The organism is Paenibacillus sp. FSL L8-0494, from assembly GCF_038003695.1.
Lineage (GTDB): Bacteria > Bacillota > Bacilli > Paenibacillales > Paenibacillaceae > Paenibacillus_AQ > Paenibacillus_AQ odorifer.
On the sequence record NZ_JBBOPQ010000001.1, the window covers coordinates 6,699,795 to 6,725,096 of the forward strand.

Annotated in this window: 18 protein-coding genes and 1 riboswitch; of the genes, 4 read left to right on the forward strand and 14 right to left on the reverse strand. The window is 42.8% G+C overall.

Going from position 1 to position 25,302, the window contains the following annotated elements:
* Nucleotides 1–38: 38 nt before the first annotated feature.
* The 4 genes from NYE35_RS30220 to NYE35_RS30235 all read right to left on the reverse strand — a co-directional run bounded on the left by NYE35_RS30220 (nt 39) and on the right by NYE35_RS30235 (nt 3,621).
* Nucleotides 39–686, reverse strand: a complete 648-nt coding sequence (locus tag NYE35_RS30220; RefSeq protein ID WP_076140622.1) for a pentapeptide repeat-containing protein — start codon at nt 684–686, stop codon at nt 39–41.
* A gap of 143 nt (nt 687–829) precedes the next feature.
* The gene (locus tag NYE35_RS30225; protein WP_076140620.1) at nt 830–1,864 is read right to left on the reverse strand and encodes a C40 family peptidase; all 1,035 of its coding nucleotides are present in this window, start codon (nt 1,862–1,864) and stop codon (nt 830–832) included.
* 178 nt (nt 1,865–2,042) lie between these two features.
* A complete protein-coding gene (locus tag NYE35_RS30230; protein WP_094901094.1) occupies nt 2,043–2,507 on the reverse strand; it encodes a RidA family protein in 465 nt (154 codons plus the stop codon).
* Nucleotides 2,508–2,562: 55 nt separating this feature from the next.
* Nucleotides 2,563–3,621, reverse strand: a complete 1,059-nt coding sequence (locus tag NYE35_RS30235) for an LLM class flavin-dependent oxidoreductase (RefSeq protein ID WP_076124143.1) — start codon at nt 3,619–3,621, stop codon at nt 2,563–2,565.
* Between the two features lie 284 nt (nt 3,622–3,905).
* Here NYE35_RS30235 and NYE35_RS30240 point away from each other — a divergent pair, with 284 nt between their 5' ends.
* Entirely contained in the window at nt 3,906–5,570 is a 1,665-nt protein-coding gene (locus tag NYE35_RS30240) for a histidine kinase N-terminal 7TM domain-containing diguanylate cyclase (protein WP_076296994.1), read from the forward strand.
* Between the two features lie 77 nt (nt 5,571–5,647).
* Here NYE35_RS30240 and NYE35_RS30245 read toward each other — a convergent pair whose 3' ends face one another.
* Nucleotides 5,648–5,989 (reverse strand): zinc ribbon domain-containing protein YjdM, encoded by a 342-nt coding sequence (locus tag NYE35_RS30245; protein ID WP_036682263.1) that lies wholly within the window; start codon nt 5,987–5,989, stop codon nt 5,648–5,650.
* 221 nt (nt 5,990–6,210) lie between these two features.
* Here NYE35_RS30245 and NYE35_RS30250 point away from each other — a divergent pair, with 221 nt between their 5' ends.
* The gene (locus tag NYE35_RS30250; RefSeq protein WP_051491231.1) at nt 6,211–6,549 is read left to right on the forward strand and encodes a DUF4234 domain-containing protein; all 339 of its coding nucleotides are present in this window, start codon (nt 6,211–6,213) and stop codon (nt 6,547–6,549) included.
* Complete coding sequence (locus NYE35_RS30255; RefSeq protein ID WP_076274861.1) at nt 6,530–6,940, forward strand: DUF2752 domain-containing protein; 411 nt, start codon at nt 6,530–6,532, stop codon at nt 6,938–6,940. Before NYE35_RS30250 ends, NYE35_RS30255 begins: the two co-directional genes overlap by 20 nt.
* Nucleotides 6,941–6,952: 12 nt before the next feature.
* Here NYE35_RS30255 and NYE35_RS30260 read toward each other — a convergent pair whose 3' ends face one another.
* From NYE35_RS30260 to NYE35_RS30290, 7 genes are all read right to left on the reverse strand, one after another.
* The gene (locus tag NYE35_RS30260; protein WP_036682266.1) at nt 6,953–7,606 is read right to left on the reverse strand and encodes a response regulator transcription factor; all 654 of its coding nucleotides are present in this window, start codon (nt 7,604–7,606) and stop codon (nt 6,953–6,955) included.
* Complete coding sequence (locus tag NYE35_RS30265) at nt 7,603–12,684, reverse strand: AAA family ATPase (RefSeq protein ID WP_341122369.1); 5,082 nt, start codon at nt 12,682–12,684, stop codon at nt 7,603–7,605. The genes NYE35_RS30260 and NYE35_RS30265 overlap by 4 nt, the downstream gene beginning before the upstream one ends.
* Before the next feature lie 84 nt (nt 12,685–12,768).
* Complete coding sequence (locus NYE35_RS30270; protein WP_076105102.1) at nt 12,769–13,404, reverse strand: response regulator; 636 nt, start codon at nt 13,402–13,404, stop codon at nt 12,769–12,771.
* A gap of 244 nt (nt 13,405–13,648) precedes the next feature.
* Nucleotides 13,649–19,462, reverse strand: a complete 5,814-nt coding sequence (locus NYE35_RS30275) for an NPCBM/NEW2 domain-containing protein (protein ID WP_341122370.1) — start codon at nt 19,460–19,462, stop codon at nt 13,649–13,651.
* Nucleotides 19,463–19,720: 258 nt separating this feature from the next.
* A riboswitch (cyclic di-GMP riboswitch) is annotated at nt 19,721–19,807 on the reverse strand.
* Between the two features lie 157 nt (nt 19,808–19,964).
* Nucleotides 19,965–20,531 carry a hypothetical protein gene (locus tag NYE35_RS30280; RefSeq protein WP_036682474.1) on the reverse strand — a complete coding sequence of 189 codons (567 nt, stop codon included), beginning with the start codon at nt 20,529–20,531 and terminating at the stop codon, nt 19,965–19,967.
* Nucleotides 20,532–20,647: 116 nt separating this feature from the next.
* Complete coding sequence (locus NYE35_RS30285; protein WP_076105104.1) at nt 20,648–21,631, reverse strand: EAL domain-containing protein; 984 nt, start codon at nt 21,629–21,631, stop codon at nt 20,648–20,650.
* Between the two features lie 55 nt (nt 21,632–21,686).
* Nucleotides 21,687–22,370, reverse strand: coding sequence for a Crp/Fnr family transcriptional regulator (locus tag NYE35_RS30290; RefSeq protein ID WP_076140610.1), 684 nt, complete (start codon nt 22,368–22,370; stop codon nt 21,687–21,689).
* A 135-nt stretch (nt 22,371–22,505) separates the two neighbouring features.
* On the opposite strand from NYE35_RS30290, the gene NYE35_RS30295 reads away from it, so the two are divergent.
* Complete coding sequence (locus NYE35_RS30295; protein ID WP_076105106.1) at nt 22,506–23,357, forward strand: leucine-rich repeat domain-containing protein; 852 nt, start codon at nt 22,506–22,508, stop codon at nt 23,355–23,357.
* Nucleotides 23,358–23,372: 15 nt separating this feature from the next.
* Here NYE35_RS30295 and NYE35_RS30300 read toward each other — a convergent pair whose 3' ends face one another.
* The gene (locus tag NYE35_RS30300; protein ID WP_036682276.1) at nt 23,373–24,362 is read right to left on the reverse strand and encodes a sensor domain-containing diguanylate cyclase; all 990 of its coding nucleotides are present in this window, start codon (nt 24,360–24,362) and stop codon (nt 23,373–23,375) included.
* A 38-nt stretch (nt 24,363–24,400) separates the two neighbouring features.
* Nucleotides 24,401–25,195: an alpha/beta fold hydrolase gene (locus tag NYE35_RS30305; protein ID WP_036682278.1), complete on the reverse strand. Its 795-nt coding sequence runs from the start codon at nt 25,193–25,195 to the stop codon at nt 24,401–24,403.
* Between the last annotated feature and the right edge of the window lie 107 nt (nt 25,196–25,302).

A 25,302-nucleotide genomic window follows, 5' to 3' on the forward strand; every position in this document is an offset into this window, starting at 1 on the left:
AAGAAGTGGTTTCCAATTAAATCTATGATTTATATAGTTTATTTACTTTTATTATAGCTGTCTAACAATAGCTCTAATGAAATACCATTTACTGTGACGCCTGAAAGATTGCAGTCTCTTATATCCACATTCGAAAGATCACAATCTACAAAGGATGTCCCGTTCAGCTGGCATCGCTCAAACTTATTGCCTTTGCCGTACAAATGAATATCGTGGAAATAAGCCTCTCCTAGTTCACTGTTACTAACCTCTATTTCCCACAGCCCCACTTCATTAAACTTAACAGAATGCATATTGATGTCATTAAAGGTGGTACTGCTCATATTAATATTATCGAATCCGGTCCCCTCCATATTTACATTGGAGAAGTTTGTCTTATGCATATCAATATCATCAAATTCACTCTGGCCCATAGCCACACGGCGAAAATTCGTTTCAGTCATTCTTTCATCCTGAAAGACTCTCTTCTTAAATTCGTCCTGTAATTTGTTTTCACTAAGATTATTATTCACTGTACTCAACATCTCCCTTTTTAAGATCGCTCTTGATCTACGGAGTCTACTCTCAACAGCTTCGCTGGATAAATCAAGGAAATCGGCGATTTCCCTAACCTTGTAATTGTCGATATAGTAGAGAATTGTGACTATACGATTAGCTTCTGATAGGGTGTTTAAGGCTTTCCACACATCTTGCTGGAGTTCTTTTCTGATAAATTTTAATGGAGAGGGGATTTCAACTTTTCTACTATGGTCTTAGCCAATCTGCTTCATCCCCCAAATGTATTCGGATGCTTATTCACCGTGATAATTATAGCCTAATTATTACCTAGCTAAAACAATCTGCGAGCCGTCACCAAACGTTTCTTCCACTTGTCACTTAAGGCTTCATAATGAACGCCAAGCTCCTTGGAGTACGTATGTAGGATCTGATTATTTCCCGCGTAAATCGCCACATGTCCAATATCAAGTCCACGTGCACTGAAGAATAACAGATCCCCCTTGCGCAGCTCGTTAATTCCAACCTCTTTGCCCTCTTTGGCCTGATTGTAAGAGACACGTGGCAGGTCAATTGCCAACATATCCTTAAATACATGTCCTACAAAAGAAGAACAGTCAAAGGTTGACGTCTGGTCAGTAGCAGCGCCAAATTCATAAGGCGTTCCCAGATATTTTTCTCCGTAAGCAAGCAGCTCGTTTCCCTGCCGCTCTACAAGAGCAGCACTCGTATAATTGCTATATTTGGGTTTAGCAGAGATATATCCACTCTTGTTATCCTGCGTTCGCACTTCTAACCATAAAGCATCTACTTCTCTAACCACATGTACCTTATCTCCTGCCGACAACATTTGCTGAACCGTTGATTGGGCTGACGAATCTGGCAAACTTCGCAGATTAACTCCATACAGAATTGTCGTATCGTAATCCACTGCCGAGTAGATACGAACAGCACGAGTAGCAGTATCCCACTTCACAGTGCTGCCCAAAGCTTCGCTGACAAAACGCAGTGGCATCATCGTATAACCGCCGGCAATCTGGCCGGGAACGGCTACGCTTAAGGAATGGCCATTTTTATTCGCTGCTTGATCGCCAATATGATAGGTCAGCACCAGGTCTCCCTTGGTTGCCTTAACGGTCTTGGTATCATTATTCCAAGTAATCTTTGCCCCTTGAGCTTCAAATAACTTGCGCATAGGGACTAGTACTGTATCGTTTACGAGCAAGGGCTGAGCCTCTAATTGTAGCTGTTGATCATCCAGATAGACGGCTGTAACCGGAGTCTGAGGCGTTGTCGCCGCATAGGCCGGAGCAGTATAGAGCATAGATGTAAGTAGTAAAAGTAACATAGCTTTCTTTTGAAACTTCATGATGTCATCACCTCGTTGATTGATATGTGCACCTATTGTTACTAAAAAAAGGGTAATTAGTTTTGTTACAAATATTGGGGTGAGCATCTAGCTACAGCATAAGCACCTAAAAAAAGAGGACTGCGATCACCTTTCGGTACCACAGTCCTCTTTTTTAAGTATGCCCTCATGGAGCCCGCTACACAGGTTCCTCTACCTCAAAAATGGAATCAATAATGAGCGGAAGATTGTCCCTTACAGAAACAGCACCCAATACAGAACGAGCATGAAGACCCTTGTCTCCGAACACCTCCAGCATTAAATCTGAACAACCGTTAAGCACTTTATGATGTTCTTCAAAGAGGGGATCTGCATTAACGAAGCCTTGAATTTTTACTACTCTTTTCACTTTATCCAAAGAATCTAAAGCTGTCTTAAGGACGGCAAGGATCTCTATACCCGTTAAACGTGCAAAATGGTAGCCTTCTTCGGTAGTGTAGTCTTGTCCCAGCTTTCCTTTGGGATGGCCCGCCGGTCCTTTTCCCGATACAAAACATAAGCCATTAACAATTACGTAGTTAGCGTATTTTGCCGCGGGTTCACTAGCCTCAGGCAGGACAATTCCTAATGCTTCAAGTCTGCTCGCTATAGTGTGCTCTGTCATATCCATCTCCCCCTCCATTATCAACAGCATCAATAATTTAGTAAGATCATAGTTACTACTTAGCTTCAACCTCTGCTTCCCATCTCGATATTTCAGCGCGAACAATGGGTGCTACTTGGGTACCCAATAGCTCAATGGCTCTCATTACATCCTTATGAGGCATCGTGCCAAGCGGCACATGCAGCATAAAACGTGTGATGCCTACTTGCTTGCGCAGGTGAATGATTTTCTCAGCAACGGTCTCCGGGTCACCTACATACAAAGCGCCTTCAAATCTACGTGCCGCATCATAGCTTGCACGAGTGTATTGACCCCATCCGCGTTCCCGGCCAATAACATTCATACTAGCTTGCGTAGAAGGGAAGAACATATCCGCAGCCTGCTGATTATCCTCTGCAATGAAGCCGTGTGAGTGTGAAGCAACGGGCAGCTTCGACACATCATGTCCCGCTTGCGCCGCAGCCTTCTTATAGAGCTTCACGAGCGGAGCAAACTGTAGCGGACTGCCGCCAATGATAGCCAGCACAAGCGGTAATCCTAGTAGACCTGCACGAATTACGGATTCTGTATTTCCTCCGCTGCCAATCCATACTGGCAAAGGATTCTGCACGGGACGCGGATAAATCCCCAGATTATTAATGGCAGGACGGTGCACGCCGCTCCAGGTTATTTTTTCGGATTCCCGTATTTTGAGCAGCAAGTCCAGCTTCTCATCGAACAGCTCATCATAATGATTCAAATCATACCCAAACAGCGGGAACGACTCGATAAAAGAACCCCGGCCTGCCATGATCTCTGCGCGTCCATTCGAGATTCCATCCAGGGTAGCGAAATCCTGAAACACACGTACGGGGTCATCAGAGGAAAGTACTGTAACTGCACTGGTTAGCCGAATCCGTGTCGTCTGTGAGGCCGCCGCAGCCAGTAAAACTGCTGGAGAAGAAGCCGCATAATCTTTGCGATGATGTTCGCCCACGCCAAATATATCTAAACCCACCTGATCAGCAAGCACAATCTCCTCTACAACCTCGCGCAATCGCTGCGCATGACTTATCACTTCACCCGTCTGAACATCCGGTGTTGTTTCTACGAACGTGCTTATTCCTATTTCCACTTACAAATCCCCCTTAACTATAATTTCCTCTTTAAATTGTTTGTTTGATTATAACACAAGTTAAGGTTAAAAAAGCTAATCATTCTGTCCAACCCCAGTTTGTCGAGAAACTCATCCTTAAAATTTGCAAAACCACGCTTACAAATAGAGGATTTTGAAGGAATATGTTGAAACACTCTTAAACAAATAGCCGTTCTCGTAGAACAAATGATCATATGGCAAACCATTAAAATTCAAGGTAACATGAAAGAACTGTTAACCGGGTGGGAGAAGGTGTCACTGAAATGAATATCATGACATGGATTGATTTATTATTATTTTTTGTTTTGTTCGCTTTGTTCATCTACATATTTGCGTCTGTAACCATCACTAACCTACATAAAGCATACTTAGTATTTCATTTTACTATGATGTTATGGCCCTTCTGTCAATTTGCTATCAAAACAACCGACAATCCCAGGTTTCAATTGTTTTATGTGAAGCTCGCATTTATCGACTCGGTTCTGTTAACGATTGGCTGGCTTCTTTTTACGATACTTCTCACTGGAAATTCACATCTCCTTCGAAAAAAGAACACGCTGATCCTATACATTCTCGCAGCATTGATCATAGTAGTAGTGATCGCTAATCCAAACGGAAATTTTGTTCTCCCTATGAACGGCGGATATATCGAAAGATATTATGGTCCGATTTTTTGGCTGCTTATTATCTTCTTAACCACCAGCGTAATGATTTCTCTGTATATCATCTATTCAGCCCTAGTCTCAAACACTACACAGCGGATCAAAAAACAGGTTGCTCATGTGCTCAAAGGGGTGCTGGTGCTAACGGTATTTATATTATTGGATGTTTTTCTTAATGTGGTGTTGCTTAAATCTGATCCAGTTATTCCGGGGCTGACCTCTCTGGGGATCTTAATCTCGGCAATTTTTTTCGTAATTGCTATTCATCGGGATAAAATATTTGATCTCGTAACCATCGCCCATCAGGATATCATTGACACCATTACAGAAGGAATTCTTGTACTGGATGATAGTGAGACTGTAGTAGAAATCAATCGCTCGCTTTTCCCAAGAATCAATCTACAAACCGGTGCTCGCTTTGACGTGTCGACCATCGCACCCATGGAGCAAACTTCCGGAGCTTTCGATTTATTCCTTCATACATACTTGAACCAGCCCATGGAGAGAACCGAGGTTGAACTATTCTACACCTCACTCAATGCATACATTAACATTACTGCCGCGCCGATTGTGGTAGGTGGAATCAGGGTTGGACGCATTCTTACTTTTCAGGACAGAAGCGAGCTGCATCGCCTCATAGCCGAGACCAATCACCAGAACGAGACCCTGCAAGAGCGTAATGCTGCATTAACTGAAATCCAGAATGAACTATCGCAAACCAACCAAAAACTTAAGCAGATGGCCATAACGGACAGCTTAACCGGTTGTTATAATCGTCATTACTTAACGTTACACTTAGAGCATGAGATCATAGAAAATATGAAACTCAAGCAGCCTTTTGCTATCATCCTTCTGGATATCGACTTTTTCAAAACAGTGAATGATAATTACGGCCATTTAATCGGTGATGTGGTCATTTGCAGCACGGTAGAGGTAATTAAGAAAACGTTGAGGGAGACGGATGTTCTGGCGCGTTATGGCGGAGAAGAATTTATCATATACTTACCAAATACAGATCAAACACAAGCAAACCACTTGGCAAAACATATCAAATCTATAATAGAAGCTAATAAAGTACATGTAGAGGATGTTGCTCATGCCCTATCAATTACTGTTAGTATGGGACTGCTGTCCATTAGTAATTTTGCAGCTCAATATACAGAAAGCCTGACCAATCAACTAAATGATTTATTCGAATCTGTGGACAAAGCCTTATATCAAGCAAAAAATGCCGGACGAAATCAGATTGTTGAGATTAATAGATAACACTCCTTTGAGCGAATGACCATATCAAAAAGAAAGAATCAGCCTACTTCTGTTGAAGTTAAGCTGATTCTTATTTTTTAGATCTTTTTAACAAACTCGGACTTTAATTTCATAGCTCCAAAACCATCGATTTTGCAATCAATATCATGATCTCCGTCCACTAAACGGATGTTTTTCACCTTTGTTCCTATCTTCAGAACGGATGAGCTTCCTTTTACTTTAAGGTCTTTAATAATAGTTATAGCATCTCCATCATTTAAAATATTACCGTTGGCATCTCTGACAACCTTGTTCTCTTCACTGCTTTCAGCCTCTGTGTCGAGGCTCCACTCATGCGCACATTCCGGGCAGACGAGCAAACTACCATCTTCATAAGTGTATTCTGAATTACATTTCGGGCAATTTGGCAAAGTAGACATCAAAGTGTCCTCCATTCGTTAATGTAAATCTAGTTGTGGTTCCAGTGCATAGCCTCAAAAGTATATTTCATATTTGGTAAGGTTTCCACTAGATATCAGCAGTAAGTTTGTCTAGATTTCGACAGCGGACAGTAATTCTCAAATATTGTCTTGTATATTTTTTCCTAATTCAATAAGATGGAAATGTCGAATTTTTATGTAAATAGATAGGAGAGTGAGTAATGATTAGTCGCAGAAGTGTTGCATTCGCCATTATTTTGTCATTAATTACATGTGGGCTCTATACAATATATTGGTTTATTGTTCTAACCAATGAGGTAGGCGAACTGAGTGGGGACTATACATTTACAGGAGGAAAACATTTTCTTTTAACGTTGGTTACGTGTGGGATCTGGAGCTTCATTTGGGCCTATCAGGTAGGTAAACATATTGCTGAAGCTCAAAGACAGCGCGGCCAGTACCCGTCAGATAATTCAGTGCTTTATGTGATCCTGACACTCTTTGGTCTGGGTATTGTCACGTATGCCTTGGTACAATCCGATGTTAATAAACTGGTATAAGTTTACGACTTATAAAAGGACACATCCTAAACTATTTTGGGGTGTGTCCTTAAGTCTCGTCGGCGTAGTTTATCTCAAAGCATGGATACCCTTAACCAAGATTAGTATCCCTTGTCCATTTCATGAATGGACTGGATTGTATTGTCCCGGATGTGGAGTCACAAGAGTTATTCTTTCCTTGCTGAAGCTCGACGTTATTCAAGCGTTTAGATTTAACCCGTTGCTGTTTATTTTAGCACCTCTGTATATGTTGTATTGGATTACTAATAAGAAGCAAATCCGGCCTCTTAGCCAGGCAATTATGGCTATAATGTTGATTCTGACCGTTACATTTGGAATACTGAGGAATCTCCCGCTGTTTGAATATTTGGCCCCGACAGTAATTCGTTAACAGCAACAACTATTACAAAATAGCTTGCAGTCGCACAATCGCTTGGGCCCGATCAACCACTTCTAATTTGCTGTAAAGATTGCTAATATAATTACGCGCCGTACCTTCCGCAATATGTAATGTATCGGCGATTTCACGATTGTTCAGTCCCCGGATAATGAGCTGTGCCAGCTCTTCTTCCCGTTCTGTCAGACTGATACGATCCAGACCCGATCTTTGCCAATGTTCATAGTCCTCTGTTAACCTGTTCATCCTCGACGCCAGTTTGGCTGCTACCGGAGCTGGCAGAATAAATTGCCCGGATAACGTATCATGAATCGAAGCGATCATTTTATCTGCGTCCATGTCCTTCAGCATATAACCGCTTGCTCCGTAGGCCATTCCCTCTACAATATAATCAGTCTCTATAAAAGTAGTCAGGATCAGAATGAAGATGTTCGGCCGAATCTGCTTTATTCGTTTCAAGGCGCTAAGGCCATCCATAACTGGCATTTGAATATCAAGCAGCACCAGATCAGGCTGGAGTGCCTCCACCATCTCGCAAGCCTCTTCTCCATTCTTGGCAGCACCGACCACTTCCATATCATCTTCCAGATCCAAAATGGTGCGAAGTCCTTCCCGCGTCAACAATTGATCATCGGCAATTACAATTTTTATTTTACTCATGTTCTATCCACAACCCTTCGCATGGGCAGATCAATCTCCAGTAAACATCCTTCATCCATTTCTGAATCGATGGATAAGCTGCCTCCCAGTTGCTCAACCCGTTCCTTCATCGTCCTAAGTCCAAATCCCATCACGATTGGACTCATCCCTAGCCCACAATCCTTGAGTCTAAACTGCAAGTTCGCTCCAACAGACTCCAGACTAAAATGGAACTCGGCACTCTTTCCATGTCTGATCCCATTAGTTAAGCCCTCCTGCAAAGCATGATAGATTGCCTTTTTATAGGCTGTTGACATGGCTTCCGGCAGATCATAAATAACTGCATGAACAACAACGCCTGCATTGCGTTCTGTATCTTTAATCAACTGCCTCAGCATCACGGTTAGGTCAGAATACCTGTCCTCTTTCAGCATATGGACAGAGCCGCGGATTTCATTCAAGCTATGCCGCACAAGATCCTGGGCTTCTGCCAGACGCTGAAAGCCGCTGTCTATCTCCTTCTTCTGAAGCAGCCGCTTGCCAGCTTCAATCTGCAGAATCGTCGATGTAAGGGTATGCCCGACAATATCATGAATCTCTTGGGCAATACGATTGCGTTCCTCAAAAACAGTAGCTTCGGCCAAAGCCGCAGATGTTTCCCGCATCGAACGCTCCAGGCTGCGAGTTCTTTCTACCACTTGATCCTCCAGATTTTTTTTGAGATATTGGATTCCCGAATATAGCTTGGCATTAGCGATTGAGATTGCGCATTGTGAACCAAGCAGCTTGAGCACATCGAGTCTGCTTGGAGTAAATACACCCGGCGATAGATTATTCTCCAAATAGAGCAGGCAAACCAATTTATTCTGATTCATGATGGGGAGACATAGAACAGATTTCAGTCTATTATTCCTAACGTAAGTATTACGTGTAAATATCCCTTCACTGAGCGCATCATGTAATACAACCTGTTCTTGTGTTCTTGCCGCGTAAGCTATAATCGCTGCCGGGACCAACCCCGATTCTTCCCCAAGTGGAACAGATTCGATATGCTGGGCTTCTGAGGTCCCATAAGCTTCCACCATCCATTTGCCGTCATGATCAAAAATAACAGCCCCATATTCTGCCCCAGCATTGTGGAGCATGATTCGCATCAGCGTGGCCAATAATCGGCTCATCTCCATCTCGCCCGATAATGCTTGGGCAGACATTACCACAGAAAGGGAATCCACACGATCGAGCCCGGGCTCTCGTTTAATATGCAGCAAATGGCGATGCTGCTGCTCCAGGTCAGCCGCTTTAGCCTTTGCGCCCCATTGCAGATAAGCCTCATAGGCCTCAGTCATATAGATTCTTGCCAGATGCATTTTGCCATGACGAAGCCCATATTTGCCATAACATTCCGCCGCCATCGCTAAATCGTGAATATGACCGTGGACCCGGGCGGTCTCAATGGATTGCTCATACAACGCTTCAGCTTGGCGGGGATCTCGCGATAGACGAGTTAACTCAGCCTTCATCAATAGATATTTATGCTGATAATTCCCCGGACAACGCATGGCAAGATTTTTCATTTTCTTCAAGCATTTACGCATTTTTGCCCGATATGTACGTTGCTCTTCAGCGTTATATTCCTCATACAACTGAGCCCAAACTAAACATTCATACATGATCTGCATGGGACTGTCTAAGCCATCTTCGCGTGATTTTATAATGGCCGCTGATTTGGCTAATGCCTCACCGGCTTCTCGGTATTCTCCAAATACATAGCCCGTCAAATACTGATAGATCCAGACCATTTCTTGTATAAAATCAAAGGTGTCCCCATGAACCGACTGTGCAAAATCAGGCTCGCTAATCTCCGCGATGGGAAAGGGATCATCTATAGAGCGATAACCTGTCAGTCGAACAAGAATGGCCGCCGCTACAATAGCCTGCTTACAGTGAAGACTGTTGTTATGGCGCAGCAAATCTCCGGAATGAGTAATTAATCGCTCATAGATATCGCCGAGAGGATGACCAAATTGCAAAAGGGAGGCACAGTTGATCAGCACATTCTGGTTGCCCTTCCATAAGTCACCTGATTCCAGTCCCACTTTACCAGCCTTCTCGGTAAATGTATGGAGCATAGCTGGATCATAATGCCGCCAGCTATCGTAGCACATGGCGAACGCGGCTAAGGTTGTCATATGCTGTTTCGGATAGGGTTCGGATAAGCTGAATGCCAGCATGGCCCATTTAAATGTTTCTTCATCATTACGGAAGTAATAGTACTGAAACATTGCATAGCCTATGAATCCAATGGAAGCCTCCGGGGTCATCCCATAATCAAGCGTTAATTCAATCATGGTGAAGGAAGAAGCGAGCCACCCTTCTCGATTGACGTAGAAACAAGCATTGCTCGAATGATCTAAAGTAGACATTGCGATTCTACGTGCTTCATCAGTCATTGGAGGTAAAAGAGTAAGCGATTCGAGTGAGACCTTCTTGAGTCTACGCCGCAATCGTAACCATTGAAGCGTCAATTGAGCATAACCAGGATCAAATTGATGCTTCACTTTCAGTAACGATAGGGTATGCTGGCCTAAGGAGATCACCTCTTCGTGGTTATCATTACTTGCTTCCAACTGCACCTTCATTGCGTAGACATAAGCCTTATCCATATTTGTCGTAGCTTTATCAATTAACAGATGGAATAATTCATTAGCCGTATCAAAATGGGAACATAAATATTCGAGCTCTGCCCTCTCACGAAATACCCGGAAGGTTAGCCCATAATGCGCCTCCCAGCTCTGCTCCGCTAATAATGACGTTGCCTGAAGCATATATTGTAAGGCTGTCTCATGTGCGGTTGTTTGCTTCGCTTTGACCCCTGCCTGTAAGTTCAGCTCTACCAGTTGAAGCCTCTGTTCAGGGCGGTCTAACCATGTAAGTGCCTGATTCAAATGCTGGACAGCTTCAAATAGGGTCGTTCCTTCACTTAGCGGGCTGCGGCCTAGCAATAACAGACCAATCTTCCAATGCAGCTCGGAACGCTCCTCTTCGGAAATAAAGGCATATGCTGCCTGATGAATGCGGTTATGCTGAAACTTATAATGCGGATATTCCTCCCCGTTAACGGGCTGCAACAAGCGCCCATGTACAGCAACCGCCAACGCTTCGCTCAATGCCTCTATCGGGGTCTCCGTAATATCAGCAAGTGTACGTAAATCAAATAGGCTGCCTATGAATGCGGCTCTGCTAAGTGCATATACCGTCTGTTCAGGAAATTGTTGCAATTTACTTGAAAGGTATGAAGCTACGTTATCGGGAACATTTAATTCAGTAATACGCTGGAGATCCCATTTCCAGCTTCGAATATTCTCATCAAATTCCACTCGCTGATCATCTATCAAATCTTGAAGGAATTGCTTAATAAATAACGGGTTTCCATCTGTCTTATGAAGCAGCACACGCGCCAGCTCGTCCAAGTCAGCTGCCTCGTAACGCATAACATCAAGTAGCAGTTGTTTTAAATCGGTGAGTTCAAGCGCTTGTAAAGAAATTCTGCTCATCGCTACGTTGCGGTCAATCAGATGCTTTTCCAGCCTACTGAGTGGGTGCAGCCTTGTAATCTCCCGATTGCGATAGGAAAGCACGATTAGCAGATGAGTCGTTGCCGTATCCTCTATAAGCGAAGTGAGATATTGCAGCGACGTATCATCAGCCCATTGCAAATTATCCAATACCAAGATCAATGGATGATCCTCATGAGGAAAGAGTTGAATAAATCGGCTCATGATTAATTGAAAGCGATGCTGAGCTTCCAGCGGTGGCAGTGAAGGCACGGAGGGTTGTGGGCCAATCAAGAGTTCAAGCTTAGGAACAAAATCGATCAGCAACTGACCGTAATTGTCCACTGCTTGTAGAATACGCAGCTTCCAAACCTCCACTTGCAGCTTTGTTTCCATCAGCAGCTGACTAACCAACTCTTCTATGACTTGATGCCAGATGCCATAAGGGAGTGAGGTATGTCGGGATTCGAATTTGCCTCTGGCGAAGAAACCATCCAAAGAGACTGTATTTCTAAGGGTCTCCTTTAGAAAGGTTGTTTTGCCGATACCACTCTCCCCGCTAATCCAGACCGTCTCTACGGCACCTTGTGATGCTCGTTGCAGCGCTTCCCTTAAGCTTTGTTGCTCAAGATGTCTTCCATAGAAGCGTCCTGATACCATCCACCGCTCTGGGATATCCCAGCTTCCTAGTGGAAAAGGCTCAATATGCCCGGATTCTTCTAGACGGGATAGACATTCCTCAAGATCCGATTTAATGCCTAATGCGCTGGCGTATCTCGCTTCAGGCATCTTCTCCATGCATTTACCAACAATATCAGAGACCGATAGAGGGATAGTGGGGAACTTGCGGTGCAGAGGCTCAGGTGTATCTGCAAGATGACGATATACAATATCAACAACATCATGCAGCTCAAAGGGGCGGCTGCCTGAGAGACATTCATACAGGATGATCCCAAGCGAATAAAAGTCAGAACGGTAATCCGGTTTGACTCCGGTTCGTCCCGTTTGTTCTGGAGCTATATAAGGAAGCAGAACATCGGGCCGACCGCTTAACGGTGACAAAGGACTCGTGATGTTTTCGGTAGAGCACATTCTTATATCAATAAATTTCACTTCAAAAGTAATGGGATTGACGATTAGATGAGCGGGGGTTAGTTCATTTAGTGTTATTTTTTCACGATGAATTTGCATAAGACAATCAGCAATAGCTGTAGCGATCCGAAGCAGCGCTGGAAGACCCAGTGAATTAACAGGCATACGCAGGATCTGCCCAAGAGTACTCCCCTCTATATCTTTTAAGAGAAGGACTGGTCGGTCCGCCATAATTTCCAAACTGTACGCCTCTATTGCACCACGTCCGCAAAGTCGCTTAAGCATGTCATACTCATGACGAAAAGCATCGACCATGGCAGCTCCCGGGTATTCTCCTATTGTTGTCTTAGCGATAACCCTTAGGCCGCCCTCTTGACGTAGGAGTCTGTATAATCTGATATCCGCGGTATTATCTATCAGATCTAAGGTTTGGTATCCTGGCAATTCAAACATCAACAGCACTCCCTAATTACAATTAGACAGAATACTCAATCTTGCAAAGTAGTTAAAGCCATTATAACATCTGATCTTGCCGTTCTACTCATAAGACATTTCATATTTCGTTAATCCTATCGCGTTGGCGCACAGTGCCGCCTGTGTCCGGTCAGTAACCTGCAGCTTCGCTAAAATCTGACTGACATGCTTCTTCACCGTAAATTCACTGATAAAAAGACGTGTGGCAATCACTCTATTGCAAGCACCTTGTCCAAGCTGAATCAGGACTTCCTTCTCTTTTGGTGTCAATTCATCTGTTGGACTGCTGGCGCTCATTCGCATCTTTTCTTCCATTAGGCCAGGATCGTAATATTTTCTCCCTTTGTTCACCAACTGGATAGCAAAGAGTAATTCCTCCGGCAGTGCCTCTTTCAGTACATATCCGTCTACCAGTACTTCTTCAGCCCTCAAAAAATCCTCTCTGCTCGCAGAGGAAGTCAACAGTATGAATTTACTAACCATGCCGCGGGTACGTGCTATCTTAATGACATCCAGTCCTGATTCATCAGCAAGTTTAAGATCAATGAGGACAATGTCTGGATTTGTCTCTTCAATCACATCAAGTGCTTCCGGGCCAGTCGTAGCTTCACCTGCAAATTGCATATCCGATTGCATTGCAATGACAGATGCCAGCCCTCTTCTAACTAATGGATGATCATCTACAATGATGATTTTCACAGAAACACCTCTCTCTAAACCGCATACATTATTTACTTCTTTGTATAAAAAGCTTCAATTAGAGTATTCATTTAAATTTGACGCATTTCTGATTAAGTATAGTTAAAAGACTACACCGCTTATAGTGAGCGTTGTCATTTCTTTTGTCATATGACAAAATGGATATTTTTACATAAAAACCCCTCATTTAAAAACTGGCGAACCATGGTTATAGAGACCACAATCCGCCTGTTTTCTTGGGAATTTAATTATTATTAATAAAAGAAATGATTTGCACGAGATTACCTGCGACTTGGTAAGTTAACCCCAGCATGTAAGTTCCTTTCTCCTCGTTTGATAGGTCAATAGTAAACACATCCGGATTAGCAGCCCATTCCTTCATATCAAACACAATTTCTTTAGATGTTCTAGTGTTTCTTACCCCAGCGGAATTAGGGATCACTTTGCTGCCATCGAGCCCTTTCACCAGATTAGCTACTTCAACCACAGGTCCCTTAAATTCTCCTACCTCTAACACTTGTGGGTCGGCCAATAAGCTCGTTAGTTTAGTTAACCCTTGTAATGGGGAGAAATCTGTAATTTCATTTCCAGTAATGTCAAGTGTCTCTAGGTTATTTGCGTACTGCAAACCTTCCAAGGATCTGGCTCTTCTGGTTTCGCTGGTTAACGTTGTAAGGTTATACATATCCCCTAGCGTTAGTTCTCCAGTTACGCCCAATGTAGTCTTGATCGAAGCACTTAAATACGGGTCCGCCACAGTAATCTCTTGCGTAAGATCTATTTGGACCAAACCTTCGGTTGCTTGTTGCAACGCTGCTACAGCTTCGTCTACTTCACTTTGCGTAACAGAAGAGTTAGCCAACACTGTCTCTGCTGTCGAGAGGTTGGACGTAAATGCCGCGATGCTCTCAGGTGTGAAGCCTTCTAGAGAAATTGCTTTAGCCGCTGCAATCGCCTGTTCCAGATCTCCAGTGAATAAGTGATCTCCATTCGCGAAATGTAGTTTGGCTCCACCCCATGTAGCATGGTCAGATCCGTTGCCATTTCCCCCGTCTGTGACAACTAATTTCAGTTCTTTTGCTCCATTAATATCCAATTCAATGAATTTCTGCGGATCTCTCGAACTCATGACTCCACTATCGAATTTCTTCTCTCCATCGACAAACACCTCAAAGCTCACCGAACCAACAGAACCGTACATTTGTCTATCTACACCTACATAGGAAGTGAAATAGTCCGCGTTTTTGTCGCTTAGATTGTATACAATCGTCGAGTTAGAGTGCGCTCCAATTCCTCTTTCATAGGACACTACCTGATTGTTCTCATCTGTTAATCTCAGCGTATTGGCACTAATAGATTTATCCTTCAAAGGTGCAGTATAGCTGTTCTGAGTAGAGTTCCAGTCGTAATCCGTCAGATACGTAAAGTCCGTCATGTCTACTACGGCTATAGTTCTAATCTTCGTGGTCGTATTTCCATCACTATCTGTTACTGTGTAAGTGATTGGATACTTTCCAGCCCGGTTGAATTTAACTTGCTCTTGGCCTGTGACCTTCACTTGAGCCGTCAAGTCACCGTCTTCCGAATCCATTGCCGAATAGCTTTCACTGATATCAATCGCTTGGCCCACTTTGGTTGAGACAGATTTAGGTATGGTAAGCTCTGGTGTATTGTTCAAGATCAAAAACTTCGCATCAGCAAAATCACCGTGATCTGAAGCATTTCCGTTACCTGCATTATCTAACACCAGCTTCAATTCACTTACACCCTTAACAGGTATCCGCGCAAGCTTGGCTTCTGTACCAAATTTCATCAGTCCGCTGTTATAAACCTCTGCCCCATCGGCAAAGATTTTGAAAATTACACTGGAGTTGCTCTGCTCAGGGATATTTCTATCAACCCCTACATACGTTTCAAAATATTCATAGTTTGCACCCGCCAGATTATACACGATTTCAGAGCTGGCATGGGTTCCTAAGCCCTTAGCGAACTCTTTGACCTCACCATTTACCAGCAGCTTAAACGGATTGTTAGAGCTAGCCTTATCTTTTCGAACCACATTATAATCCGTTTTTGCCGATTGCCAATCTACATCACTCAGGTATTTACTAGCGCTGTATACAACAATCTTTCTGGCCTGCACAGCGGAGTTTCCATCTGAGTCTGTAACTGAAAACTCGACGTTGTAAGTCCCTGTTTTGCTTGATGTGAATCCATTGGATTGTACTTCAACGGCTCCAATTAAATTACCATCTTCCGTATCAAAAGCTGTTACATCGCTCAACACATCAAATTCGCTGTTCAGCTTAACGAAGTTTGTCTCTTCCGGCACTGTAATGATAGGTTTGCTTGAATTATTCGAGAACTTCGCATCGGCCCATACCGTATGGTCTGAAGCATTGCCATCCTTAGCATCTGTTGTGACCAGCTTCACCTCTCTTGCGCCAGTCACTGGGATTTTCACAAATTGATGTTCTGTTCCTGCCCGGAAAACATCACTCTCAAATTTCTGTTCTCCATCCACATACACTGCAAAAGTAGCCGAGGAAGGTTTCCCTTTCATGGCCTGATCGATCCCAATGTAGCTTTCAAAGAAGTCGTAACCCTTACCTTCAATATCGTAAACTACCTCAGAGTTGGCATGAACACCAATCCCTTTCGCGTACGTCGCAGCCAATCCTTGGCGAACAAGGGTTATGATTCCCCCGGAAATAGCTTTATCTTTCTTTAATTCACCCCAGCCTACAACGACTGACTTGGCATTGAGATCGGAAATATAGGCGTAGTCGCTCGTTACCGTAACCTGTGTGGTTTTCGTTTTCGTAACCCCTTCGCTTTTCACTTCATATACAATTTCGTAGTTGCCTTTTTGCGTTACATCAACGTTATTGGCTTTCAGAGAGACATCCGCAGTAATATCGTTTCCTAGATAGTTAGCCGCTTTTACATAGCTCATCGGATCAAAGGTTTGATTAAGCTTTAAAGTGAGCTGATCTTCAACAGACAAGGCTGGCTTAAAGGCTTTAACCTGTACGGGCTTCAGTGGGTTCAGCTTTTTATCATAACCGACGATCTTGTACGTATAGTTGATACTCGCATCTACATTCTGATCCACAAATTGGTCAGTTCCTGTAAAACCAACTAACACATCATTTCTATACACTTCATATCCTAAAAAGTCTTGCTTAAGCTCTTTATCTATACTGAAACTTAACGTGTTCGTTCTAGCCGTGGTGTTAGGTGTGATATTAACCTTAATAGCCAGATTTTTATCCGCTATTCCAGTTCCCTCATAATTAATCACCGAGTTATTTAAATACCATAACTTTTGCGGTGCCGGATACTTGGCTACTTTCGCTTTTGTCTCAGGATTCACAGTGAAGCCATGTCTGGCAAAATAGCTGCTTAAATCTAATCCTAGTACTTCGGAGGAGAACTCCACCAAATACTGCTGCTTGGAATTGTCACCGTTGGTAAGGGTGACCTTCCGCTCCCGATATAGCTTGGTCAGCTCTGTCCAGTATCCCGGATGTGCCAGCTCCAGCTGCCAATAGGCTCCGAGTTGTGCAAATAAGCCCTGCTGATTCATAACCACTTTATTTTCTTCGAGGACATATTTATAGATATCTGATTCATACGGTATACGATTATCTATCGAATTCGCCGCGACAGACATAAACATAGACACCATATTATTAGTTACTTCGCCATATTCCCGTTCACCCATAGCCAAGCGATGCCCAATTTCGTGATTCAGTCCCCAGCCCGGATAAGCTTTGTTAAAATCACCTAACATGGTTCCTACTGTTCCAAGTTGGATCCCTGTATGATCTCCCGCTGCATACATCGCACCATAAGGCTGCATCAATCGAATATTCTCACGAATTAGCTTGGCATCATGAATCTCACTACTGCCATCCAAGCCATAGAAGGTAAAAATGCTTTTCATCCAGGTGTCATACCCAGTTACGGTATCCAGCGGGTTATTTCCTTGCGTAATAAATTTGTTGTACGCTTCAGTCGCAGTTCCTGTAAAAATAACATGATCGCTGGCCATTTCTACCACATCGATAAGTTTGCGATCTTGAACATTTGGATGAACCGCTTTATCTTCGTCTAATCTTTGTTTGTATGTGGTTAAGAAGGTTCTGAATTGTTCTGGATCCGTGGTCTTGGTCATAAAAGGAATCTTTTCTAAACCTTCGAAGCGGATCAGTGGCGCCTTCCCTTGCTCCTCAGCTGTATAGGGATTTACGATATAAACGGTGCCGCCCTTAGTTACATCATGAGCATAAGCACTAGTCGTTGTAATTTCAGGTACAGTTATAGTGTTCTTGCCCGCACGCAATTGTACGCCCCTAGCCCAACTATTCCAAGCTCCCTCTTGTTGAGAAAAGATCAAAGAAGGCAACTTATCACCCGAAGCAGCATCCACATAAACATTGATGGTCTCGCCAGGCATTGCCGCAAGTCCTGTAGGCTGGTTGTTCGTGCCGAAGCCTATTCTCAGGTTTTGCTGAGCATGTTTTTTCATATCTCCACGCTGCTCGGCCTCAATGATGGTGCCTTCGGTTTGAACTTCACCATTCACTAGCTTCTTAGCTAAATCCAAAGAATCTTTCAGGATTGGATAGAGCGGATGTACTTTTGCCGCTTCTTCTAATTCGTTGATTGCTTCGACGCTATTATAAGCAGGCACAACCGCACTCATCGTTCCATCTGTGAAAATACCATTTACAGCTTCGCTTACTTTATCTTCTGTATAAAATCTAAATTCAGCCGCAAAAGGTCTGTTAATATTAGCTTTTGTGAACTTAAATTTTAATCTTTTAAACTTCGTCGGCTCGAATTTAAATTCCAAAAAATCATTGGTACTAATCGCGGTTCCGCTAGATACCAGTTGGAAGGTCTCTCCTTTACTCGTCTCTGATGCATAGATTTCAAAAGCCTCTGGGAATCCTTTGCGGTTATCTCTAGCCAAAAAAGCCACTCTGTCCAGCACTTCCGCTTGCGCTAGTTCAAACACGACTTCATTCGTGAAGCTTGCATCATTGTTTTTGTTCGTTTCCCAATGCGTAGTGGGCTGGTCATCCAGCATATATTCAGGCTTCGTACCTGGGTAGCTTCCACCGTTCACCGTTACTTTTGATACGTTTGCATTTGGCATTCTATAAGCTTGGCTATAGGCATTTTCATAGGCTGTACCATACCCTTTTAGCTTCGAAACCTTGGCTGCCGTTGCGTCTACCTGATGGTTCTCCAAAAGGATCTTTGCATTCTCTATCTCTTCTTTAAACTGCGTATACAGTGGATGTGCCTGCACTTCATTCTCTAAAGCTGTTAATTTCTCTGTCGTATTAAAGGCAGCACTAACTTGGCTCAAGGTATCATCTGTAAATAAATTTTTCATTTTAGCAGAGACACTATCCTCTTTATAAAAAGAAAACTCAGCCGCACTCGCCCAATCTTGGTTGGCTTTTTTGAAGACAAATTTAAATCTCTTAAAAGCCGTAGGTGCGAACTGAATCTCCACTACATCACCGGTTGAGCCTTTATATTCTCCAGAAGACACGAGTGTGAAATCGCCCGCATCTGTAGTGGAGCCATAGATATCAAATTCTTGAGCAAAACCTTTACCTTTAGCACCAGATTGCCTAGCGGCGTAGACCATTCTATTTAATTCAGTGGACTCATTGAAAACAAACACAACCTCATTCGTAAACGTTGAACTATTCGGTTTGCCAGTCTCCCAATGCGTGCTCATATCCCCATCCATAGCCTTAGCTATAGGCGAGCCTGAGTAGTTGCCACCGTTATTTGTGATGGATTTAATATTTGCTGGATTCATTCTAAAAACCTCATTATAGGCATTTAGAGCATCCTTGCCGTACAGCTCAAACGGAATAACCGAAGCGTTGCTTAATAAGTTGACCTTACTTTGCGCGACTGTTTTTGTTACATTTACCTTGCTTGCCTCACTTGCTAAAGCATAACCTGCCTCACTCGAAAAACTGGCTAACATGGCCGCCGATGTAGCGATCGCAATCATTTTCTTCATCTCTTCTTACCCCCAGATGTCATATGAATCTCTCCAGTGCCCAAAAATGGGCACAAAAAAAACTACCCCAAAAGAGTAGCTTGATTGCGTATAAAGTCGCCTAAAAATTAAGACTTAATTTTTATTAAACCTTAACAAGCATAAACGTCTTCGGCGTCCTTATAAGGACGGTAAGCGTTTAAGCGAGAAATATAAGATATTAAGTATAGGTGTATAACTTATACTTTCTTATATTTTAACAAAAAGCGTTACACACTCTTTGGCAGCTGGCTGACAATAGTTATGATAACCTTAGTCCCTATAGCTTTGCGTCCCTACATTTCCATAGGTTTGCCTATGAAGTTTCGAATACATTCAAAGAGTAACATAAGCCTAGATCTGATCGCATGATTAATTGGTATGAAATGAGTATAGGTAATTGCAATTAGTTTTTCTCATGTGATAGATATTATTTATCGACTATCCCGGAAGAGAATGGGATCCTTTAGGACTGGAGGTCTAATTAACTCCCCGATCCGAACAAACGCCGGAACCAATTCCACACATCGCCCGTGATGGGAATTAATCCGAAACCATGTTCGCCAACTGCGATTACACCATATGCCCATTGTCCGATAGCTATGGCACCCCCAGCGATCCTGCCTATCGCTATCGCACCAAACGCCGTATCCCCTATGGCGATGGCCCCCAACGCTTTTTCCGCGATTGCGATCGCTCCTACAGCCACTCCTGCAATCGCAATCGCTCCCACTGCGAAGCCAAGCCAGCTAAGTGCTATTGCTCCAATCGCTAACCACATTCCCAGTGATATTGCTCCTAAGGAAAGTACGCCCACGCTTATCGCACCTATGGAAATCAATCCGACAGCTACATCTCCAATAGCGATTAAACCAACAGCTGTCTTTACACGGGGTTTACTTCCATGACCATACTTTTGACCTGAGTATCGCCCTAAATTACTACGAATACTGATGACCGGAAATGAGGGAGAAGGCCATTGATAATCAATTTCTCGTCCATCAAAGCCCCTAGAATCCGCCCAGCGCGTTACAAATTGATGCCATTTCATATCCATCCCGTCCCCCTTTTCAAATTACCTAAATTATACAACCCCGAGGGTTGGCTGTACTCAGACTCTGACCTGAAATTCATCTCATCCTCTGGACCGATATATACTCATTAGGATTACTGTTTGGGAATAGGATCAGGCTTTCCAAATAAATATCCCTGAAACAACTGATAACCACTCTGCTTAAGCCATTCAAAGTCCTCTCTAAACTCCACACCTTCTGCTAAAGGAACAGATTGGATTTCTAAAGCCTTTTCTAAAAATTGTTTAGCTATTTTCTGTTTGTTCGGATCACTGGACACGCCTTGAACATATTTCATATCTAACTTCATGTAATGAGGTTTAAGCTCCAATAACATCTCGATCGTGCTGAAGCCCTCACCAACATCATCTAAAGCGTATTCAAATCCCCGATCCTTGTAATATGTCAAAATAGCTTTCAAATGAGCGAGATCATCCACTTTCTCCGTCTCAACAACTTCAAAGACAAAAAGAGAGGGGTCGACGCCTAATTGATTGGCCAGTTCAACGGTTGATCTTAAGCAGAACTCTGGAGCGTAAATTGATGTAGGGATAAAATTAATAAACGTTTTTTTATTTAAGGGTGCAGCATATTTTACAGCCGTCATTCTACATAACCTGTCTAAAGCATATAAACGCCCACGATTCCGTGCCGCCGCAAAAATCTCATTAGGATAGATAAGGGATCCGTCTTCTTTTTTAAATCTGGATAGGAGCTCGTATGCAAAAATCTCTTCCCTTACGTTCACAATCGGTTGGAAGTAGCAAGTAACAAGACCCTTAGTGATAACCTCATCAATCCACTCCATATCAAGTACATTGGGTAATTCGGATAGAGGTCTCCATGTTTGGTCATCTATACGAAATTCAATTTTCCCGGACTCCATATGATCGTTACAGAAATCCAGAAGATCTCGCGCTTCAGCTTCCTTAATCGTAATCACATTTTCTTCTACCTTATGTATCGTATTCCTTCTACTCAAGTGATGAATAACCTCAGGTAAAACCCTAAGATTAAGCTCACCATGAGCCTTGATTTGAAAATTCAGCTCTCTTACTACACAATGATTACAAGCCATATTCATAACCCCTTTAATAATGGATTCTTTGAAAAAGATCCCGGAACGGCTCTTCTCAATCGAAATCCGTATACTCCAGTAAATATGTCGCGTCTAACACGGTGATCTGCTGATGTTGAATCTCAATAATCTTTTGCTCTTGCAGATCTTTAAGCACAAGGGTAGCCGTCTCCCTTAACGTTCCGATCATATCCGCGAACTGCTGATGGGTCAATCGAAGATCAATCCGCTGTTTGCCTTGCTCCTCTACTCCAAATCTTTGGTATAGTCTTCTCAGCGTAAATATCGCACGCGCTCTCGCATCATGAAATTTCATTTCATGTAATAACCGATTCGATAAAAATAAACGGTCCATTTGCAGCAGCATCAATTGCTCCTTAATCAACGGGTAATCGGCAAGCATCTGCTTAAAAAGCTCATGTTTAATCTCAAATAATACAGTATCATTCATAGCCACCGCAGACAGCACTCTTATATTGGAGGGATGGATCACTTCCAGATCGCCAAAGAAATCGCCTTTTCCAAAAAGATCTACGGTATGCTCTTTCCCTTTCGTAGTAGCGTACACCCTTATAATCCCCGAATAGATAATGTAGGCATAATCCCCCGGATCTGATTCTGCAAACACCAGGGTCCCCTTAGAATATGCCTTATAAGTGAATAATCCTGAGACCGCCTCGATCTTCTCCGAGGGTAAACCTTGAAAAAAGCGAGTGCCAGTCCAAAAAGAAGCTTCCATCTCATTATTCCTTTCTAACACATTCCATAGTTTTGTATGCCAACATACTGATAATAAATCATCATCCTGTTATATTCTATCGTAACGTTGTCACATAGGCTTGATGCCAATACAAATTACAAAGGAGATCCATTCATGAAATATAATTTTGACGGAAAAGGACTTATTGAAACGCCAGATGTCGTGTTTGAGAGCAATCCGCTACTAGAACTGAGCATGTACAACAATCATATTAAAGAGATTCCCGATCAGCTCTTCCTTCATGACGAATTAGAGGCACTTAATTATGCGGGCAATGAAATCGAACAGTTATCCGAGAACATCGGTCGCTTAGTTCACCTAAGAATGCTGGATTTAGGCCATAATCGGCTGAAGGTGTTGCCGGAGAGCATTGGCGGATTGCAGGGGTTGGATTCTTTTCTATACCTAAGCAATAATCAGTTCGAACAGCTGCCGGAGCAGCTCTGTATTCTCCAGAAACTTAAGTATCTGAACGTAACAGATAATCATCTCAAGCAATTGCCTGCCCGTATAGGCGAAATGAGCAGTCTGATTGAATTGCGGCTTTATTATAATCAGCTAGAATGTTTACCTGATTCGATCACACAAATAAAAGGGCTAAGAGAGATCCATCTCTATGGTAATCAACTGGTCATGTTACCAGAACATTTGGGTGCTATAGAAGAACTTCGGATACTTGATTTAAGTGATAATCGAATCACTAAGCTGCCTTCATCTATCGGTAATTTAAGCAAGTTAAGAAGACTGAACCTTAGAAAAAATAAACTTAATCAGCTTCCTGAGGAAATAGGTCAATTAAGCAGCCTTGTTGAGCTTGATTTAAGAGATAATCATCTGCAAGAAATCCCGGATTCGATTCTACAACTTGGACGATTAGAGAAACTGGATTTAAGATGGAATCACAGCTTAAGAAGAAAAGAATTATTAGAGCAATTAGAGCAAAGAGGATGTATCGTTTATAAATAACAAAAAAGCCTCCGATTAAAGAAGCTTTTCACTCAAATCCATAATATGCGTAACGCGATTTCTCCCCTGTTCTTTCGAAGCGTAAAGCGCATGGTCAGCTTTTTCCAGAAGAGTGATGTCTGTATCGGTTGCTTCAAAAGTAGCTATGCCGACGCTTACCGTAACCCTGCCAATCTCCCAAGTGGAGCTGGCAATGAATTGCCGCAAATTGTCCGCTATAGCCTTGGCATCCGATGAATCTATATTAGGCAGCAGAAGGATAAACTCCTCACCACCATACCTAGCTACGATATCTTCTTTACGAGATTGGGATTTCAGGATACTCGCCAATTTCTCCAGGACATAATCACCCATCTGATGACCGTAGGTATCATTCACATTTTTAAAGTGATCAATATCTAAAATACATAATGAAAAAGGCGCCTGATCACGGTGATACGCTGCAATCTGCTCTTCCAGCTTTTCTTGCAGGAACCTTCTATTCTTTAATCCAGTAAGCTTGTCTGTAGTAGATAGCTCTACTAAAACGGCATTCATCTCCAGCAATTCAGCTTGCTTTTGCTCGATTTCCAGGTGGATTTGTTTGAGCTTTGCCAGCGCCTGATCTTTTTCCCAATAGGCCTCTTCTATTTGCTTCTTCGCAGATCGTAACTCTAGCTCATAATCAATACGTTTGCCCATCTGTACGAGAATACAATCAATGACCTCTACACCTTCACACTCGAGGCGTCTACCATTTAACAAGTAAGGGACGGCTTGTCCCTTGCTGTCCTTCAAATTGATAAATAGCTCTTCTACATGTCCATTCAGATTGATAAAAGGATAGAAGTATGAATGAAAAATAAGCTTGTTTGCCGTAGACATGATAGATTCAAAATGTTTATTTACCAAATCAACCTGCTGATATCCCATCCCATCCAAAAAGGTTTGATTCACATTGAGGATCATTCCTTCATGGGTAATGGAAACATATCCGCACGGCGCATATTTTAACCGGTCATCCATTGTCTAAATATCCTTTCAACACCATAATCTTCTCCATCTCACCTAAGATACTCATTAATCAAAGTAATGGTCTCCTGTGGATGGCTAATATGCGGATAATGGCCCTTGGCCTCCATTAACCGGAACGTACTATTATTCAAGTGTCTATGTAAATATTCTCCTACTTCTATAGGAACGATACTATCATCCGAGCATTGCAATATGAGTGTAGGCACTGTCGCTTTAGGCAGATCTTCTCTATGATCCGAAAAAAATGTAACTTCCGCAAATTCTCTAGCGATAATAGGGTCGGCCGAAATAAAACTTCGTTCCAGCTGTTTGGTCAACATTGGGTCAGGGTTATTCATCGCAAGTGGAGCCATAAAGCTAGCCCAGCCCGCGAAATTCATCTCCATCATATCCAGAAGCTCAGTAATATCACTTTTTTCAAAGCCCCCGAAATAAGCATCTCCCTCATTTAAATAACGTGGGGAAGGTCCGATCATAATCATTTTATCAAAATAATCCGGCCGCTCGATTGAAGCAAGCAAACCGATCATAGAGCTAATAGAATGGCCTATAAAAATAATATCCTTGAGTTCAAATGTTTCGATGACATCTAGTACATCCTGTACATAACCATGGAGAGTATGATATTTATCCGATGTATATGCGCTTAAATCTGAATGGCCTGAGCCTACATAATCAAATAGAACGATTCGATACTTTTTCTCAAATGATGGCGTAATAAACTGCCACATGCTTTGATCACACCCAAATCCATGCGCAAAAAGGATAGTTTTTTCTCCTGCTCCAATGACTTTTACATGATTCCGCACCATAACATCGTTCATTTCATATAACTCCTCTATAGTTAGCATTCTCTCTATTTTGCAGGGTTCCCCTGGAAATATCAAGCGTATAAAAAACTCCGCTAGATTAATCTCTAGCGGAGTTTTAT

Coding starts and splice junctions, on each gene's coding strand:
- NYE35_RS30225 (WP_076140620.1), bottom strand. CDS start 1,864: ATGAAGTTTCAAAAGAAAGCTATGTTACTTTTACTACTTACATCTATG.
- NYE35_RS30230 (WP_094901094.1), bottom strand. CDS start 2,507: ATGACAGAGCACACTATAGCGAGCAGACTTGAAGCATTAGGAATTGTC.
- NYE35_RS30240 (WP_076296994.1), top strand. CDS start 3,906: ATGAATATCATGACATGGATTGATTTATTATTATTTTTTGTTTTGTTC.
- NYE35_RS30245 (WP_036682263.1), bottom strand. CDS start 5,989: ATGTCTACTTTGCCAAATTGCCCGAAATGTAATTCAGAATACACTTAT.
- NYE35_RS30250 (WP_051491231.1), top strand. CDS start 6,211: ATGATTAGTCGCAGAAGTGTTGCATTCGCCATTATTTTGTCATTAATT.
- NYE35_RS30255 (WP_076274861.1), top strand. CDS start 6,530: ATGTTAATAAACTGGTATAAGTTTACGACTTATAAAAGGACACATCCT.
- NYE35_RS30260 (WP_036682266.1), bottom strand. CDS start 7,606: ATGAGTAAAATAAAAATTGTAATTGCCGATGATCAATTGTTGACGCGG.
- NYE35_RS30265 (WP_341122369.1), bottom strand. CDS start 12,684: ATGTTTGAATTGCCAGGATACCAAACCTTAGATCTGATAGATAATACC.
- NYE35_RS30275 (WP_341122370.1), bottom strand. CDS start 19,462: ATGAAGAAAATGATTGCGATCGCTACATCGGCGGCCATGTTAGCCAGT.
- NYE35_RS30280 (WP_036682474.1), bottom strand. CDS start 20,531: ATGAAATGGCATCAATTTGTAACGCGCTGGGCGGATTCTAGGGGCTTT.
- NYE35_RS30285 (WP_076105104.1), bottom strand. CDS start 21,631: ATGGCTTGTAATCATTGTGTAGTAAGAGAGCTGAATTTTCAAATCAAG.
- NYE35_RS30290 (WP_076140610.1), bottom strand. CDS start 22,370: ATGGAAGCTTCTTTTTGGACTGGCACTCGCTTTTTTCAAGGTTTACCC.
- NYE35_RS30295 (WP_076105106.1), top strand. CDS start 22,506: ATGAAATATAATTTTGACGGAAAAGGACTTATTGAAACGCCAGATGTC.
- NYE35_RS30300 (WP_036682276.1), bottom strand. CDS start 24,362: ATGGATGACCGGTTAAAATATGCGCCGTGCGGATATGTTTCCATTACC.
- NYE35_RS30305 (WP_036682278.1), bottom strand. CDS start 25,195: ATGAACGATGTTATGGTGCGGAATCATGTAAAAGTCATTGGAGCAGGA.